Source organism: Bradyrhizobium sp. (assembly GCF_016219575.1).
GTDB lineage: Bacteria > Pseudomonadota > Alphaproteobacteria > Rhizobiales > Xanthobacteraceae > Bradyrhizobium.
The window spans coordinates 258,222-273,593 of sequence record NZ_JACRMG010000023.1; the positions used below are offsets into that span (position 1 = coordinate 258,222).

The 15,372-nt window shown below is 65.0% G+C and carries 18 protein-coding genes and 1 tRNA gene; 9 read left to right on the forward strand and 10 right to left on the reverse strand.

Annotation, left to right across the window (positions count from 1 at the left end):
* Nucleotides 1-5: 5 nt before the first annotated feature.
* A tRNA-Leu gene (locus HZB49_RS19625) sits at nucleotides 6-90 on the reverse strand.
* A gap of 128 nt (nucleotides 91-218) precedes the next feature.
* On the opposite strand from HZB49_RS19625, the gene HZB49_RS19630 reads away from it, so the two are divergent.
* Nucleotides 219-785 carry a disulfide bond formation protein B gene (locus HZB49_RS19630; RefSeq protein WP_291614373.1) on the forward strand — a complete coding sequence of 189 codons (567 nt, stop codon included), beginning with the start codon at nucleotides 219-221 and terminating at the stop codon, nucleotides 783-785.
* A gap of 116 nt (nucleotides 786-901) precedes the next feature.
* Here the strand turns inward: HZB49_RS19630 and HZB49_RS19635 are convergent, their stop codons facing one another.
* Nucleotides 902-1,981: an AbrB family transcriptional regulator gene (locus HZB49_RS19635; protein ID WP_291614516.1), complete on the reverse strand. Its 1,080-nt coding sequence runs from the start codon at nucleotides 1,979-1,981 to the stop codon at nucleotides 902-904.
* 474 nt (nucleotides 1,982-2,455) lie between these two features.
* Between HZB49_RS19635 and HZB49_RS19640 the strand changes: the two genes are divergently transcribed.
* On the forward strand, nucleotides 2,456-2,938 hold the full coding sequence (locus HZB49_RS19640; protein ID WP_291614375.1) for a hypothetical protein: 483 nt from the start codon (nucleotides 2,456-2,458) through the stop codon (nucleotides 2,936-2,938).
* 46 nt (nucleotides 2,939-2,984) lie between these two features.
* Here the strand turns inward: HZB49_RS19640 and HZB49_RS19645 are convergent, their stop codons facing one another.
* Nucleotides 2,985-3,557 carry a TetR/AcrR family transcriptional regulator gene (locus HZB49_RS19645; protein WP_291614376.1) on the reverse strand — a complete coding sequence of 191 codons (573 nt, stop codon included), beginning with the start codon at nucleotides 3,555-3,557 and terminating at the stop codon, nucleotides 2,985-2,987.
* Between the two features lie 105 nt (nucleotides 3,558-3,662).
* On the opposite strand from HZB49_RS19645, the gene HZB49_RS19650 reads away from it, so the two are divergent.
* From HZB49_RS19650 to HZB49_RS19665, 4 genes are all read left to right on the forward strand, one after another.
* The gene (locus HZB49_RS19650; RefSeq protein WP_291614377.1) at nucleotides 3,663-4,091 is read left to right on the forward strand and encodes an acyl-CoA thioesterase; all 429 of its coding nucleotides are present in this window, start codon (nucleotides 3,663-3,665) and stop codon (nucleotides 4,089-4,091) included.
* Between the two features lie 7 nt (nucleotides 4,092-4,098).
* Nucleotides 4,099-4,578 carry a PaaI family thioesterase gene (locus HZB49_RS19655; RefSeq protein ID WP_291614379.1) on the forward strand — a complete coding sequence of 160 codons (480 nt, stop codon included), beginning with the start codon at nucleotides 4,099-4,101 and terminating at the stop codon, nucleotides 4,576-4,578.
* A 130-nt stretch (nucleotides 4,579-4,708) separates the two neighbouring features.
* Nucleotides 4,709-5,494: a sulfite exporter TauE/SafE family protein gene (locus HZB49_RS19660; RefSeq protein WP_291614517.1), complete on the forward strand. Its 786-nt coding sequence runs from the start codon at nucleotides 4,709-4,711 to the stop codon at nucleotides 5,492-5,494.
* A 43-nt stretch (nucleotides 5,495-5,537) separates the two neighbouring features.
* The gene (locus HZB49_RS19665) at nucleotides 5,538-6,203 is read left to right on the forward strand and encodes a DsbA family protein (protein ID WP_291614518.1); all 666 of its coding nucleotides are present in this window, start codon (nucleotides 5,538-5,540) and stop codon (nucleotides 6,201-6,203) included.
* 61 nt (nucleotides 6,204-6,264) lie between these two features.
* Here the strand turns inward: HZB49_RS19665 and HZB49_RS19670 are convergent, their stop codons facing one another.
* Nucleotides 6,265-6,471, reverse strand: coding sequence for a hypothetical protein (locus HZB49_RS19670; protein WP_291614381.1), 207 nt, complete (start codon nucleotides 6,469-6,471; stop codon nucleotides 6,265-6,267).
* Between the two features lie 92 nt (nucleotides 6,472-6,563).
* Between HZB49_RS19670 and HZB49_RS19675 the strand changes: the two genes are divergently transcribed.
* Together HZB49_RS19675 and HZB49_RS19680 are read left to right on the forward strand one after the other, a co-directional pair.
* The gene (locus tag HZB49_RS19675; RefSeq protein ID WP_291614383.1) at nucleotides 6,564-6,881 is read left to right on the forward strand and encodes a hypothetical protein; all 318 of its coding nucleotides are present in this window, start codon (nucleotides 6,564-6,566) and stop codon (nucleotides 6,879-6,881) included.
* Nucleotides 6,865-7,533 (forward strand): nucleotidyl transferase AbiEii/AbiGii toxin family protein, encoded by a 669-nt coding sequence (locus tag HZB49_RS19680; protein ID WP_291614385.1) that lies wholly within the window; start codon nucleotides 6,865-6,867, stop codon nucleotides 7,531-7,533. Before HZB49_RS19675 ends, HZB49_RS19680 begins: the two co-directional genes overlap by 17 nt.
* Before the next feature lie 3 nt (nucleotides 7,534-7,536).
* On the opposite strand, the gene HZB49_RS19685 is transcribed toward HZB49_RS19680, so the two are convergent.
* The 5 genes from HZB49_RS19685 to HZB49_RS19705 form a co-directional block, all read right to left on the reverse strand.
* Nucleotides 7,537-8,610, reverse strand: coding sequence for a phospholipase (locus HZB49_RS19685; RefSeq protein WP_291614387.1), 1,074 nt, complete (start codon nucleotides 8,608-8,610; stop codon nucleotides 7,537-7,539).
* Nucleotides 8,611-8,636: 26 nt separating this feature from the next.
* On the reverse strand, nucleotides 8,637-9,608 hold the full coding sequence (locus HZB49_RS19690; RefSeq protein ID WP_291614389.1) for a S1C family serine protease: 972 nt from the start codon (nucleotides 9,606-9,608) through the stop codon (nucleotides 8,637-8,639).
* 116 nt (nucleotides 9,609-9,724) lie between these two features.
* Nucleotides 9,725-10,807, reverse strand: coding sequence for a DUF2252 family protein (locus HZB49_RS19695; RefSeq protein ID WP_291614391.1), 1,083 nt, complete (start codon nucleotides 10,805-10,807; stop codon nucleotides 9,725-9,727).
* 66 nt (nucleotides 10,808-10,873) lie between these two features.
* On the reverse strand, nucleotides 10,874-12,391 hold the full coding sequence (locus tag HZB49_RS19700) for an AMP-binding protein (RefSeq protein WP_291614394.1): 1,518 nt from the start codon (nucleotides 12,389-12,391) through the stop codon (nucleotides 10,874-10,876).
* Between the two features lie 115 nt (nucleotides 12,392-12,506).
* Nucleotides 12,507-13,064: an HNH endonuclease gene (locus tag HZB49_RS19705; RefSeq protein WP_291614396.1), complete on the reverse strand. Its 558-nt coding sequence runs from the start codon at nucleotides 13,062-13,064 to the stop codon at nucleotides 12,507-12,509.
* A gap of 154 nt (nucleotides 13,065-13,218) precedes the next feature.
* On the opposite strand from HZB49_RS19705, the gene HZB49_RS19710 reads away from it, so the two are divergent.
* Entirely contained in the window at nucleotides 13,219-14,208 is a 990-nt protein-coding gene (locus HZB49_RS19710) for a tripartite tricarboxylate transporter substrate-binding protein (protein WP_291614399.1), read from the forward strand.
* Nucleotides 14,209-14,329: 121 nt separating this feature from the next.
* On the opposite strand, the gene HZB49_RS19715 is transcribed toward HZB49_RS19710, so the two are convergent.
* Nucleotides 14,330-15,298: a peptidyl-alpha-hydroxyglycine alpha-amidating lyase family protein gene (locus HZB49_RS19715; protein ID WP_291614401.1), complete on the reverse strand. Its 969-nt coding sequence runs from the start codon at nucleotides 15,296-15,298 to the stop codon at nucleotides 14,330-14,332.
* Nucleotides 15,299-15,372: the final 74 nt, after the last annotated feature.

The window sequence follows — 15,372 nt, forward strand, 5'->3', positions numbered from 1 at the left end:
AAGGCTGGTGCCCCTGGCCGGAATCGAACCAGCACTCCTTGCGGAACTCGATTTTGAGTCGAGCGCGTCTACCAGTTCCGCCACAGGGGCCTCCGGACACGGGCCCAGAGGGCCGGTGGCGCGAAGCCGGCGGAATATAGCGGCAGGCCCATTCCGGTCAACCCGCGCGGATGTGATAATGGCTCGCCTCGACAGGAAAAGCGGCGCGCGATACCGCTATGGCGTCCAGCACGAAGGAAACCAATGTGACACTTGCCACCGCCACTCCGTCACGACAGGGCATTGCCGCCAATCCCGCGCTGCTCGCGGCATCGGCGATTGCCGTGATCGCGGCGGCGACGTTGGCCGGCGCCTGGTTTTTCCAGCTCGTGCTCGACATCCGCCCCTGTCCGCTCTGCCTCGAGCAGCGCTACGCCTATTATCTCGCGCTGCCGCTTTCGGCTTTCCTCGCGTATTTCGCCTCGCGCGGCGCGCCGCGGCAGGTGCTGATGGCGGGCTTCGTCATCCTGCTGCTCGCAACGCTCGCCAATGCCTGGCTCGGCGGCTATCACGCCGGCGTCGAATGGCAGTTCTGGCCGGGCCCCACCGATTGCAGCGGGCCGCTGGTGGATTTCGGCAAGGCCGGCAATCTGCTGGAGCAGCTCGACAAGGTGAAGGTGGTCCGCTGCGACGAGGTGCAGTGGCGTTTCCTCGGCCTGTCGCTGGCCGGCTACAACGTGCTGATCTCGCTCGCGATGGCCGCCATCGCACTGTGGGGCTTTGTCGCCTCGGCGAAGCGGGTTTGACTCCAGAGAGTGCGGGATTCGTAGGGTGGGCAAAGCGCAGCGTGCCCACCTTCAAGAGCTCGGACCGCGATGGTGGGCACGGCGCAAGAGCGCCTTTGCCCGCCCTACGCAGGAATCTAATCGTCCACGTCGTCCTGCGGCCGTCCGAACAGGTGGATGATGCCCGGCGTCGTGATGCTGACGAAGACGAAGCGCGACAGGTGATGCGCGCCGACGAAGATCGGGTCGATGTGCAGCGTCAGCGCCAGCGCCAGCATCGCGTCCATCGCGCCCGGCGCGAAGGCGACCATGATGTCGGAAAGCCGCACATTGGTTGTCATGACGAGCACGGCGACGAAGATCGACGAAATCAGAATCGCGATCGTGAACGAGCCGAGGCCGGCGGCGATGTGACTGCGCAGGGTCGACAACCGGATCCGCGCAAAGCGGCTGCCGATCAGCGCGCCGATGCCGGCCAGCGCGATGTTGCGCAGCCAGTCCGGCAGGCCGCCTTCGACCAGGCCCGTGCCGTGCAGCACGGAGGAAGCGAGCATCGCGCCGAACATCCAGCTCGCCGGAAATCTGGCCAGTCGCAGCAGCAGCGCCACGGCCAGGGAAGCCGCAATCAGCGCCGCCAGTCCAGCGGGCGAGGCGATCTCGCCGGTCAGCGCCGGCGGCGAGGAAGCCGCGATCCCGGTCACCGCCAGCAGCAGCGGCAGCGCCGCGGTGAGGATGATCACGCGGATGGTCTGCACCACGGCAATGCCGGCGACGTCGGCGCCTTTTTCCACCGCCAGCATGGTGATCTGCGACAGCGCGCCGGGGCTGCCGGCCAGCAGCGCCGAGGTCGGGTCCCAACCGTGCATGCGCTGCAGATAGAAGCTCGAGCCGAAGGTCGAAAGAAACGTTGCCAGCGCCAGCAATCCGATGGTGAGCGGATAGGCGCTCATGTGCTGGATCAGCTGGCGCGACACCAGCGAGCCGAGCGAGATTCCGAGCAGCACCAGCACCGTCTGGGTCATCACCGGCGGCAGCGCCAGCTGCCGGCCGGCAAGCGAAGCAGCGCCGACCGCGATCATCGCGCCGGAGATCAGCCCGCCCGGCAATTGCGCCCAGGTGAACAGCAGGCCGCCCGCCGTGCCGATCGCCAGCGTCTCCAGCACGCGCAAGGTCTCGGCGCGGCCGGGCAGGGCAGGAATCTTCGATGCAGGGATCAGGGACACGCCGCCTTATGGCAAATCCGCTTCCCAGCGACAAATGCGTCAATGCGGTGCAGCAATGCGCACGACCCAGTCTGCAATTGGAGCACGTTGCAGCAAAAATGAACCTTGGTCGGCAGTCGTCGCCAATCTGACCGGGTTCGCCGCCGGGTGCCATGAGCGGGAGTTGGCGCGGCGATGGATATTCGTCCGTTGTCGATCCCGCGTATTGTTTGGAAAATCGACGTCCGGTATACATACGGTAAACTACGTATTTGATACGGTAACGGAAGCAAATAATCGAATATATACTGCAGTGTTCATCTATCGTTCCGGTATTTTTCCTCATTTCACCGGAAATATGAACGCCGGATGAACGGCGCCGCCTCGCCCGGAAATTATATTTTTGGCCCGGAGATAGGTGGTGCGTTGTCGCACCTTTCGGTTGCGCTACGATGCGGCCCTCAAGCCAATTCCCCAGGGAGACCAGGAATGAACACCCACGCCAAACTGTTCTGCGCCGCTGCGCTTGCCGGTTTCGCCCTTGCCGCCGCTTCGCCGGCGCAGGCGCTGACCTCGCAGGAATGCAGCGCCAAGTACCAGGCCGCCAAGGCCGCCGGCACGCTGGGCGGCCAGAAGTGGAACGACTTCCGCAAGGCCCAGTGCGGTCCCGATGCTACGCCTGCGCCTGCCGCCGCGGCCACTACGGCGGCGTCCAAGGAGGGGAGCAAGGAGGCGACCAAGGAGGCCAAGAAGAAGGAAGCTGCACCCGCCGCGCCGGCCGGTCCCGCGGTGTTCCCGACCGCGGTCAATCCGAAATATTCCAAGGAGACCGAAGGCAAGGCGCGCATGCACACCTGCGTCGACCAGTACAACGCCAACAAGGCCACCAATGCCAATGGCGGCATGAAGTGGATCCAGAAGGGCGGCGGCTATTACAGCGAATGCACCAAGAAGCTGAAGGGCGCGGCGTAAGCCGTCCTCAGACGACCACGCGGCCGGCAAACGAGCCGGCCGCGTTTCATTTTTCGTCTTCCACCAGCTTGCCCGCCGACTTCGCCACCAGCTGCGCGCGCCGGCGCGGGCCGCGCTCGAGGAACAGCAGGCTCTGGCCGAAGATGAAGCTGTAGAACAGGAAGGCCTGCGCGTCCGCCTCCTCTCCGGCAAGCCCGGTGGCGCGATAGAGCTGGCCGACATTCTTCAGCCGCGCGGCATCGACGCTGGCGACCGCGGCTGCCGCCTTCTCGTCGGTGCGCGCCCATTGCCGGATCGCGAGCTCGATCGCCATCGCATCCGTATTCATCCGCTCGGAGTAGAGCCTGATCAGCGCGCGCAGCCGTTCCCGTGCGGTGACGCCGTCGAGACTGGTCTGCGCCTCGATCGCGGCGATGCGCCCCATGCTCCAGTTCGCGAGCATCGCTTCCAGCAGCGCCGCCCGGTCGCGAAAGCGGCGGTAGAAGCCGCCCTTGGTGACGCCGAGATTCTTGGCCAGCACCTCGACCCGCACGCCCTCCGCGCCGGAACGCGCCAGCTCGGCAAATCCCGCCTCGATCCAGACCTCGGCGCGGGCGTCGTTTGCGGTGGCGATGGTCAAGCGGACGCTCTCCCGATTGTGATACGGTACCGTATTGCTAACCCGGCGCGTCCCTGATACGCTACCGTATCAATGATCGAAACGGTCGAAACCGGGATAATTTCGATGGAGGAAGCCACCTATCGCGGCACGGTCTATCCGTGGCAGTGCGACCATGTCGGCCACATGAACATCATGTGGTACGTCGGCAAGTTCGACGAGGCCAACTGGAACCTGTTCGCCCGCCTCGGGCTGACGCCGAGTTACCTGCGCCAATCCGGCCGCGGCATGGCCGGCGTGCAGCAGAATATCAGCTACAGGCGCGAGCTGTTTGCCGGCGACATCGTCGAGATCACGAGCAGGCTGCTCGAGCTGCGCGAAAAATCCATCCGTTTCCTGCACGAAATGCGCAATGCCGAGACCGGCGAGATCGCCGCGACCTGCGAGATCACGGCCGTGTATCTCGACCGGCAGGCGCACAAGTCCATGCCGTTCGAGGACGCGATACGCGCGGTGGCGGCGCGCCATCTGGCGCCCGAACCTGCGTTGGCGTGAGACGATCATGCCGCGCTTCGAGCCCAAAAATCCGGATTTCCGCCGCATCGCGACCGATACTTTCGGCCGCCAGCAAGCCATGCGCACGCTCGGCTTCTCCATTGCCCGGATGGAGCCGGGTGAGGTCGATCTCGCGATGGATTATTCACCGGCACTGACCCAGCAAAACGGCTTCGTGCATGCCGGCATCATCACCGCCGGCCTCGATACCGCCTGCGGCATCGCGGCCTTCACGCTGATGCCGGCGGGCTCGGACATTCTGACCGTCGAGTTCAAGACCAATCTGCTGGCGCCGGCGAGCGGAACGCGCTTCGTGTTCCGTGCCGAGGTCATCAAGCCAGGCCGCACGCTGACCATCGCAGAGGCGCGGGCCTATGCGCTGCGTGACGGCAGCGAGCATCTGATCGCGACCATGACCGGCACGCTGATGGCGATGCTCCAGCGCGAAGGCGCGAGCGCCTCCGGGCGGGTGTTGTCGCCCGCCTGACGGCCAGCCGTGGCGCCCGTGGGATGAACCGCCTGCCGATGCCTGTTGCAGTGCAGCTTTGTTCTGCGGCCATGGCGGCTTCCGGAAAATTCTTCTAGGGTCGGTTCGTGCAAGCGAGTCTCCCATCTTGATCCTCTCCGTCACGCAGGGCGCGCTCGGCCTCGCCTCGGGCGCGCTGGTCGGCTTCTCGCTGGGCCTGATCGGCGGCGGCGGTTCGATCCTGGCGGTCCCGCTGATGGTCTACGTGGTCGGCGTATCCGAGCCGCATGTCGCGATCGGCACCAGCGCGATTGCGGTGGCGGCCAACGCGGCGATCAACCTGTCCAACCATGCTCGCGGCGGCACGGTGATCTGGTCCTGCGCGCTGCCGTTTGCCGCGGCCGGAATCGGCGGCGCCTTTTTCGGTTCGCTGCTCGGCAAGATGATCGACGGCCACAAGCTGCTCGCGCTGTTTGCGCTGGTCATGCTGGTGATCGCCGCGCTGATGCTGAAGAACCGCGCGCGCGTCGGCGTGCCCGATGCGAAGATGGACTGGTCGAACATGCCGGCCATTGTCGGGCTTGGACTCCTGACCGGAACGGTGTCCGGCTTCTTCGGCATCGGCGGCGGCTTTCTGATCGTGCCGGCCCTGATGCTGGCGACGGGCATGCCGATCCTCAACGCCGTGAGTTCCTCGCTGGTCGCCGTTACCGCCTTCGGGCTGACCACGGCGGCTAGCTATGCCTGGTCGGGGCTGGTGTCCTGGGGGCTGGCCTCGCTGTTCGTGGCGGGCGGTATCGCCGGCGGGCTGATCGGCACGCGCTCGGCCAGATCGCTGTCGGAGCAGCGCGGCGCGCTCAACATCGTGTTCGCTATCGTCATCATTGCAGTGGCGATCTATATGCTGGTGCGTAACTTGTCCCTGTCCTGGGCGTAGAACAGGTCAGGAAGGCCTGACCGCGAGAACGGATATGAACGAAATGAACCACAAGGCCGGGACCAACCCGGCACCAACCCGCCGCCGGGCGCTCGGCCTGCTCGGCGCAGGCGCGGCGGCGCTCGGCTTTGCGACGCGACCGGCACTCGCGCACGAAGACGACGACAAGGTGCTGACCGAAGCGCTGGTGCTGCGCGATCCCGATGTGCCTGTGATCGGCAATCCCGATGGCGATATCACAATTGTCGAGTGGTACGACTATAATTGCCCGTACTGCCGCAAGGTCGCGCCCGAACTGCGCCAGGTGGTGGAAGACGACGGCAAGGTCCGTCTCGTCCTGAAGGACTGGCCGATCCTCGGCGAGGTCTCGAAACTTGCGGCGCGGCTGACGCTCGCCGCGAAGTATCAGGACAAGTATCTCGCGGCGCATGAGGCGCTGATCGGCGTCGCCTCGCGGCTGACCGAACCGCGCGTGCGCGAGTTGCTGGCCGGTGCCGGCGTCGACATGGAGCGCCTCAACAAGGATCTTGCTGCCAACGCCGGGACGATCGACGCGGTGCTCGCACGCAACAACGATCAGGCGCGCGCCTTCGAATTCCGCGGCACGCCGTCGTTCATCGTCGGCAAGTTCCGGGTGCCTGGCGTGTTGACCATGGCGGAGTTCGAGCGGGTCATCGCCGACGCGCGCAAGGCGAAGATGAGCCGTTAGGATACAGACGACAAAGGCGCCCCGCGGCGGGCGGAGCGCCTCTTCTTGCCCGCATTCGCGATTACTTCGACGCGATCCTGACCCATTCCTCATGGGCACGCGTCTTCAATACCTTCCAGTTCTCGGCCGCCACGTCCCAGTTGACGATGGTGCGGTTCGACTGCGCGACCTGGCCGCTGGCGACGCTCGACGTCTGCGCCGAATCGTAGACATAGACGCCGCCCACCAGCAGCAGCGCGCCCAGGATCATTCCGAAAAAGGTCCGCATGACTCTCCTCCTGTCGTCTTCGTTAACGCTGACTTCCCCAGAGAGTTCCCATTCCGGTGGAAGCTGCTCGTCAAACCAGCTATAATCAAAACATGGCAAGCAACGACGTTTCCGCGGCGATCCTTGGGCATTTCTGCCGCAAATATCTGTGGTGGGAGCCAGTTGCCGAGGAGAGCTTCGCCGAAGAGCGCGTCATTGCGCAGACGATGAACCTCGGAACGTATGACGACATCCTTCTGCTCGAGCAGACGGTCGGCAGGCCACGTCTGGTCGAGATTATGCAGCGTGCCGAACCGGGATGGTTGAGCGATCGTTCGTGGGAGTTTTGGCGCGGGCGCCTGTCCTTCGCGACGGGAGCGGAGATCCCGCACGAGCCTCCGCGAAGAGAGTTTCATGCTGCAACGTATTGAGCCCAAGTTCGGCATTTTGCCGGAAGCGCAAAAGCAAATCTGGGCAAGCCTCGCCGCGGCACCTCAACTCGATTTGATTCTTTATGGCGGGACCGCCGTCGCGCTTCATCTCGGACATCGCACGTCTGTGGATTTCGATTTCTTTCGAACCGAGCCACTCGACAAGGAGGAGATAAGATCCAGTTTCCCGTTTGCTGCGGGAGCGGCAATCTTGCAGGATAGACCCAACACGCTTGTGGTATCGGCTGCAATGCCATCCGGCCGGGTGAAGGTCTCCTTCTTCGGTGGTCTCCGTATCGGGCGGGTAAACGATCCTGTCCGAACGACTGACTCCATGTTACTTGTTGCTTCGCTCGATGATCTCATGGCGACCAAGCTGAAGACCACGCTGGATCGAGCCGAAGCCAAGGACTACCAGGATATTGCCGCGATGATTTCCGCAGGTGCGTCGCTTCCGATCGGCCTGTCAGCCTTCAAGCAGATGTTTCAGCGAGAGCCTGCCGAAGTCCTGCGGGCAATAGGCTTCTTTGGCGACGGTGATTTGAGGAACCTCAGCGCTAGGGAGCGCAAAATCCTCTGCGATGCGCGAGATCAAGTCGGTGTATTGCCGACCGTGCGCTTGCGGCCGGGACTTTCACCGGCGGAAGAGTGAAGTCTACGACGTGCCGTTCATCCAGTGCAGCATCGCCACATTCATCTCGCGCGGATAGGTGTGGCTGAGGTCGTCGAGCTCGCGATAAATGACCTCGGCGCGGGCGGCCGAGAGCGCTTGCTGCGTCTGGTGGGCGACCTGCACCGGGAACATCCAGTCGAGCTTGCCGTGCACGATGTGGATCGGCAGGCCCTGCAGGCGCTGCGCATCGGCCATCTCCGCCATCAGCGGATGAAATGTAGCGGAGACCGGCGCGAGATGCGTGAAAGGCGAGGCGGCGTCGAGGCCGCTAACGTAACAGAAGGTACCGCCGTCGCTCATGCCGGTCATCAGCATGCGCGCCGGGTCGACATTCCAGCGCGTTCGTACCTCCTCGAGGATGCGCCAGAGATTCGGCGAGTCGGTGTCGTCGCCCATCAGCGCCCAGGTTGAGCCGATCGCGGTCGGCGCGATCAGGATGGCGCCGAGGCTGCGCGCTTCGCGCAGCCAGCTCCACAGGAAGCCGCGGCCGTTGCCGCTGCCGCCGTGCAGCGCCATCACCAGAGGCCAGCGGAGATCGGGCGTGTAATATTCCGGCACGTACATCGAGTAGCCGCCGCGGCTGCCCGGCTCATTGTTGACGTGGATGATCCCGGTGCCGGCACTGGCCGGCCCTGCCAGCTTCTCGGCAAGCGCGGCATCCTCGCGCAGGGACGGCTCGGTGAAGAACTGGCTGACCGGCGGCAGTTTTTCGCTCAGCGGATAGAGCGCTTCCTGCGCGCGCGGCGAATAGCGCAGTGCGCGGAACACCGAGACCAGATCGCCATGGCCGTTCTGCACCGCGCGCAGGCCGTCGAAGGCGGCAAGCGCCGCGTCGCTGGCGGCTTCGAGCGGCGTCCTGATGCCGGAAAATTCCTCGGGCCATTCCGTCATCTGCCCGCGGACTTCCAGCAACGCCCGGTCCGGCTCGCCTGCGGCCTGCATCACGCGGTCGAAGTCCGGAGGGTGAAGGTGGCGTGCGACGAAGCCGAGCGCTTCCAGCGACTGCAACAGCGGCGGCAGCACGGCCACGATGTCGTCCACCACGGACTCGCTCATCGCCTGCCCCAATCTCGTAACTTCCGCTAGTGCAGCTGCGGCGCTTTCAGCAATTTGGCGCGGTCGGTCGAGCTCAGGGTCACGTCGAAGGTGACGCCCTCATGATGCACGGTGAGTGGTACGTCGACGCCGGCCGGCCCCAGCGACCAGAGTTTGCGATAGAACTGGACCTGGCTGGTGATCTTGTCGCCGCCGACGCCGAGGATGACGTCGCCGGCCTTCAGCTCGCCGCGTGCTGCCGGTCCGCGGGCCGCCACGCCGACCACCACGACGCGGTTGTCGATCTCGGTGGTGTACATGCCGAGCCACGGCCGCGCCGGCTTGTTGACGCGGCCGAACTTGCGGAGATCGTCCAGGATCGGCTTGAGCAGGTCGATCGGCACGATCATGTTGACATGCTCGGCCTTGCCCTCGCGCACGCGCTCGAGCTGCAGCGAACCGATGCCGATCAGTTCGCCCCTGGTGGAGATCATGGCGGTGCCGCCCCAGTTCGGATGTGCGGGATAGGTGAAGAACGCCTCGTCCAGCAGATATTCCCAGTAGCCGGCAAATTCCTGCTTGGCGACGATATGGCTCGCGACCGAACGGGTCCGCCCGCCGGCGCCGCCGACCACCACGCGGTCGCCGACTTTTGTCGCCGCCGAAGAGCCGAGCGGCAGCGGCGCGATGCCGGGCCGGCCGAGCGCCTGCACCAGGCCAAAACCGGTCTCCGAATCGAAGCCGAGTGCATGGCCTTCCACCACGCGGCCGTCGCCGAGATGCAGCCAGACCGCTTCCGCCTCCGTGATCAGATAGCCGATGGTCAGCACCAGCCCGTCGTCGATCAAGACGCCGTTGCCGGCGCGCTCGGTGCCGAGCGTCTCCGCGCTGAAAGCATCGGGCGGAATGATCGAATGCAGCCCGACCACCGACGACAAGGCCCGGTCGAGGTCGAAAGCGTAATCCCCGGCGTGAGGCTGGAACGCCGACGGTACCTTCCACTCGGTCAATGACGGCATCCTGTCACTCCATTTTCTTGCACGCCTTGCCAGCGCTGCTGGAACGACCAGGATGTCGCAGGCGGCTTCGCCGACAATATATCAACGAAACCCTTCCTGATCGAGAGCATGTGCGTTCAGCGGCGCTTCTTCCGATGGCGTTTCCATTCCCTGAAATCGCGCCGGACCTCGGACGCTGCGGTGCGCGCGGCGGAGTTCAGCCAGCCCCGCGGCCGCTTGGCGAGATCGGACTTGATCATGTCCAGACTGCCCGGCGTGTCGAGATGAATTGACGCGAGATCGAATCCCATCGCTTGCAGGAACCTGAGCTGCAACCCGGCGCCGGCATCGGCGCCGAGGTCGATCTTTTCGGAATCGGCTGCGATGCGCCGGAGGATGAACCTGTTGCGGACCTTGAGGAAGGGATCGGGTGCCCGGTATTGCCCGTTGGCCAGCCTGAGGAAAGCCGGCTTCTCCGATCCGCCGTCGTGAGCCCAGACCCAGGCCGACGGCACCAGCGCCTTGGCTTCGCGCAGGATCTGGCCGCCGCGCCAATAGGCAACCGCCATGAAGCGCGGTCGCCCGAGGCTGCCGCCGCCCTTGCGGCGCTTGCACAGCCGGATGGCGTTCTTGCCGACGTCCTTGGGCAGGCTCCGGATCAGCGCCCTGGCGATGTCGGGCGGTGGCGTGGCGTTCTTGTATTTCTTCACTTCCTTCCAGAATTTTTCCGGCTTGCCCTTGCCGGGCTCGGCATAGGGCCGGAGCCAGGTTTCGCCTTCGAACAGCAAGGCGGGCTGCGGCTTCTTCAGCCCGGCGCGATAGCCGCGCAGGACGGCATTGGCCGCCGCCTTGTCGCCGACGGCACGCGGGCGATCCGGCGCGAGCTGGATGCTGGTGACGAGACGGACGAGGTCGAGCACATAGGGCATGTCGGCCGCTTCATCGAAGTCATTGACGCCCCAGACCAGGCGGCCGTCGCGATCCCGCCAGGTGCCGAAGTTCTCCAGATGCAGGTCGCCGACCGCGCGCACCTTCGGCGCATCCATCAGCTCCGGACACCAGTCGCCGATCTTCCGCGCCCAGCGGAAATAGGTCGCGCGGAGGAAGACGAACGCATTCTTCTCCATCCGGTGGTGCTTGTACTTGATGTCCTTGCGCACCACGTCGCATTGTCTGGCCAGCCAGGCTTCGAAGGCTCGATTGTCCCTGAGAAACGACATCAGCATCCCCCGCGCGGAAAGTTACCGGCGGGAGCATCCTACTTCAGGATGTGGGCGGAAGAAATCTCAACCCGCCTTGGCCTGCGGGCGCGACGGCACGATGCGGAAGGCGCGGCCCTCCTTCAGCCAGCTCGCGCGTTCGTCGCGCAGCAAGGTGCGGCGGACTTTTCCGGAATCGTCGCGCGGGCTGGCGGCAACCACTTCAAAGCTCTCCGGGTGCTTGTAGCGGCTGAGACGATCGGCGAGGAATGCGGCCATGCCGTCGGCGACGGCTTGCGGTTGCGCGCCGGCGTTGAGCTCCAGGATGGCATGCACGCGCTGGCCGAATTCGGGATCGGGCAGGCCGACCACGACACAGGAGCGCACGTCGGGATGCTCGGTCACGGCGGCCTCGATCTCGGCCGGATAGATGTTGGCGCCGCCGCGCAGCACCATGTCGGCCAGGCGGTCGCCGAGATAGAGATAGCCCTCCGCATCGAGCCGGCCGATGTCGCCGAGCGATTCCCAGCCGTCGGGCCGCCGCTTCGGCTCGGCGCCGAGATAGTGATAGGTGCTGCCGGCTCCCTCATTGGGGAGGAAATAGATCTCGCCGGTCTCCCCTGGCGCGACGTCGTTGCCGTCCTCGCCGATGATGCGCAGCCTCGCGGTCTCGCCGATCTTGCCGACCGAGCCCTTGTGCGCCATCCATTCGACGCCGTTGATGATGCACGCGCCCTGCCGCTCGGTGCCGCCATAGAGTTCCCAGATCCGCTCGGGCCCCAGCCACTCGATCCATTTCTCCTTCAGCCAGGGCGGCATCGGCGCCGCCATGTGGAAGACGGTCTTCAGGCTGGAGAGATCGTAGGCGCTCCGCACCTGCTCCGGCAGGGCCCAGATGCGATGCATCATGGTAGGCACGAAATTCACCCACTGCACGCCGTTCTTCTCGATAAGTCGCAGCGTCTCCTCGGCGTCGAACTTCACCATGCCGGTGACACGGCCGCCCGTGAACAGCGCGAAATGCGACAGGATGAACGGCGCATTGTGATAGAGCGGCCCGGGATTGAGCAGCGAGGTGCCGGTCTGGATTTCAAGCCCCGGCGATGCAGTGGTCTCGATCACGGCGGGACCGTGGTCGAGAATCACCTTCGGCCGCCCGGTCGAGCCGCCGCTGGTCATCGCCTTCCAGTATCGTGCCACCGGGTTGGCCAGCGGCGCATCGGAAAATCCCTGCGGTGAGAAATCCGGCGGCAGGCGGTTCGGCGCATTCCAGTCGGCTTCGCCGCCGACCACCAGTGCAGGTCTCAAAATCTCCAGCACCGCGGCGGCCTCGCCGCGCGGCAAGCGCCACGACAGCGAGGTCGGCGTTGCGCCGCACTTCCACACCGCGAACGTCGTCTCGTAGAACGCATTGCTGTTCGGCAGCCCGATCGCGACGAAATCGCCGGGCTTGACGCCTCGTTCCGCAAACGCCCGCGCGCGGCGGTTGGCATTGCGCTCCAGCTGATCCCAGGTGATGGCGTCGTCGCCATGGCTGACTGCAATTGTGTCCCTGGGTTTGCGCTCGGCATACCAGCGCGGAATGTCGGCGAGGGGAATGAGCATGGGGCGTTTCCGGGGTGGCGTCTTGATGACGCGCTTGTTGACGTCGCGGCGCGTGGTCGCGGCAGTATTTCACCAACCGGAGATGTTGGGAGTCAAGCGGCGAGCTTTGCGATCCTTACGGATCGAGCTCCGTATCCCAGTACAGATAGTCGAGCCAGCTGTCGTGCAGATAGTTCGGCGGAAACAGCCGGCCATTGCGGTGCAGCTGGTGCACGGTGGGCGCATAGGGCGATTGTCTGGGGAACATCCGCGCCTGCTGCGGCGTCAGGTTGCCCTTGCGCAGGTTGCAGGGCGAGCAGGCGGCGACGACGTTTTCCCAGGTGGTCTGGCCGCCTTTGCTCCTGGGGAGGATGTGATCGAAGGTCAGGTCTTCCGGCGACGAGCAGTACTGGCAGGAGAAACGGTCGCGGAGGAAGACGTTGAACCGGGTGAAGGCGGGGTGGGTGGTCGGTTTGACGAAGGACTTTAGCGAAACGACGCTCGGGAGCTGGATCTCGAAACTCGGACTTCTCACCGCCCGGTCGTAGTGCTCGACGATGTTGACGCGGTCGAGAAACACCGCCTTGATCGCGTCCTGCCAGGACCAGAGCGACAGCGGGTAATAACTCAGCGGCCGGAAGTCCGCATTCAGCACCAGCACCGGCCAACCGCCTTGCGAGACATGTGCGTTCAAGTAACGCTCCTGGCCTCCATATACGCTGCGAAGCAGCATGTGTTGACATACTACATGCAGCGTGACGGGATTGTGAAGAGCGTTGAGGGGCTTATCCAGCAGGCCGGCATGCCGCCGAGGCCCCTTTGCGGCGAAAAAATGATGGGGAGGGAACATGGGCAGGTGGCTGTCGGCCGTCGCGGCGATCCTCGTGAGCCTTCCCGCGGCTGTTGCATCGGGCGGCCCGGCCATGGCGCAGGGCTATCCCTCGCGCCCGATCAACATGATCGTGCCGTTCCCGGCAGGCGGGGCCACCGACACGCTGGCCCGCTTCCTCGGAGAGCATATGAGGCCGATTCTCGGCCAGCCCATCGTGATCGAGAATGTTGCGGGTGCGGCCGGCTCGATTGGCGTAGGCCGCGCGGTGCGCTCGGTGGCCGACGGCTACGCGCTCTCCATCGGCACCTCGACCACCCACATGTTGACCGGCGGCCTCTACAATCTGCAGTTCGACCTGTTTGGGGATCTCGAGCCGGTGATCCTGATCGGCAGCGAGCCGCTGCTGATCGTCGGCAAGAAGAGCCTGCCGGCGGACGATCTCAAGGGGCTGATCGCCTATCTCAAGGCCAATCCCGACAAGGCTTCCGTCGGCATCGCCGGCGTCGGCGCCACCGGTCATCTCACCGGCATTTCCTTCCAGAAGGAGACCGGCACGATATTTCAGTTCGTGCCCTATCGCGGCAACGGGCCGGCGATGCAGGACCTGCTCTCCGGGCAGATCGACTTCATGATCGAGCCGGCCTCGAATTTCCGCTCGCTGCTGGCGGCAACCAGCGTCAAGCCGTTTGCGATCACCGGCAAGGCGCGGCTGAAATCCTCGCCGGACATTCCGACCGCGGACGAAGCCGGCGTGCCCGGCTTCTCCGCCTCGCTGTGGTACGGGCTGTGGGTGCCCAGGGACACGCCGAAGGAGATCATCGCCAGGCTGAATGCCACCATGATGCAGGTGCTGGCCTCGGCGCCGGTGAAGCAGCGGTTTGAGGAACTCGGCATCGAGATCACCCCGCTCGCCCGGCAATCCCCGGAAGCGCTGCGCGCGTTCCAGAAGGCCGAAGCCGATCGCTGGTGGCCGATCATCAAGGCGTCGAACGTCAAGGTGGAGTGACGAGGAAATTCGTAGGGTGGGCAAAGGCGCATCTGCGCCGTGCCCACCTTCACTTGCACCGGTGCAATACAGGTGGGCACGCAACGCTTTGCCCACCCTACGGCAGCGCTCGCAGCCGTTGCTACACCTTCTCCAGCTTCTGCAAACACCGCTTGACCCGCACCTGCGCGGGCATGTCGGCGTCCGGGAAGCTGGTCTTCCAGTCGGTGACGCCGACCTCGCCGACATAGATCGCGCCCGTCGAATCCATGGCGATGCCGTGCGGCGCGAGGAACTTGCCGGCCTCCAGCCCCGGGCCGTTCTCGCCGCCGAGCCTTGCGATGCGCTTGCCCCTGGCGTCCACAATGGACAGCCGCGGGCCGAGATTGGGCACCTTGCGGTTGACCGCCATGCCGGGGCCGAGCTCGCCGATGACAAAGTTCGGCTGCCTGCCGCCGCAGCAGCACAGCGCGCAGGGGCGATGCAGGTTGTTCCATTGCGTCTCGTATCTGCCGTTGCCGTCGAACACCTGCACGCGGTGGTTCTCGCGGTCGGCGACATAGACGAAACCGTCGGCATCGGTGACGATGTTGTGCACGATGTTGAACTGGCCGGGATCGGTGCCGGGCTCGCCCCAGGTCTTCAGGAGCTTGCCGTCCGGCGAGAATTTGTGGACGCAGGCATTGCCGTAGCCGTCGGAGACGTAGATCTCGCCCCTCGGCGACAGCGCGGTATGGGTGCAGCGATGGAACGGCTCCCCGCTCATGAAGGGGGCGGGTTTGTTGGGGATGCCGATCGTCAGCAGTACCTTGCCCGATGCCGAGCACTTGCGCACGGTGTGGTCGCCGTCGTCGGTGCAGTAGAGATTGTCATCGGCGTCGATGTGCAGCCCGTGGGCGCGGCTGAATAGCCCTTCGCCCCAGCTTGTGATGAAATTGCCCTCGCGGTCGAACACCACCATCGGATGTTCGCCGCGGTTGAAGACATAGATGCGGTCCTTGCTGTCGACCGCGACGGAGGCGACGTCGGTGAGCTGCCAGCCGTCCGGCAGCTTGCCCCAGTTTTCCACCACGCGGTAGCGATGCTCGCCCGTGCCCAGAATGGCCGGCATGTGTGTCCCCTTTTGTCTGTCATTCCGGGGCGCGCGCAGCGCGAGCCCGGAATCCATACTCACGATGGTGGTTA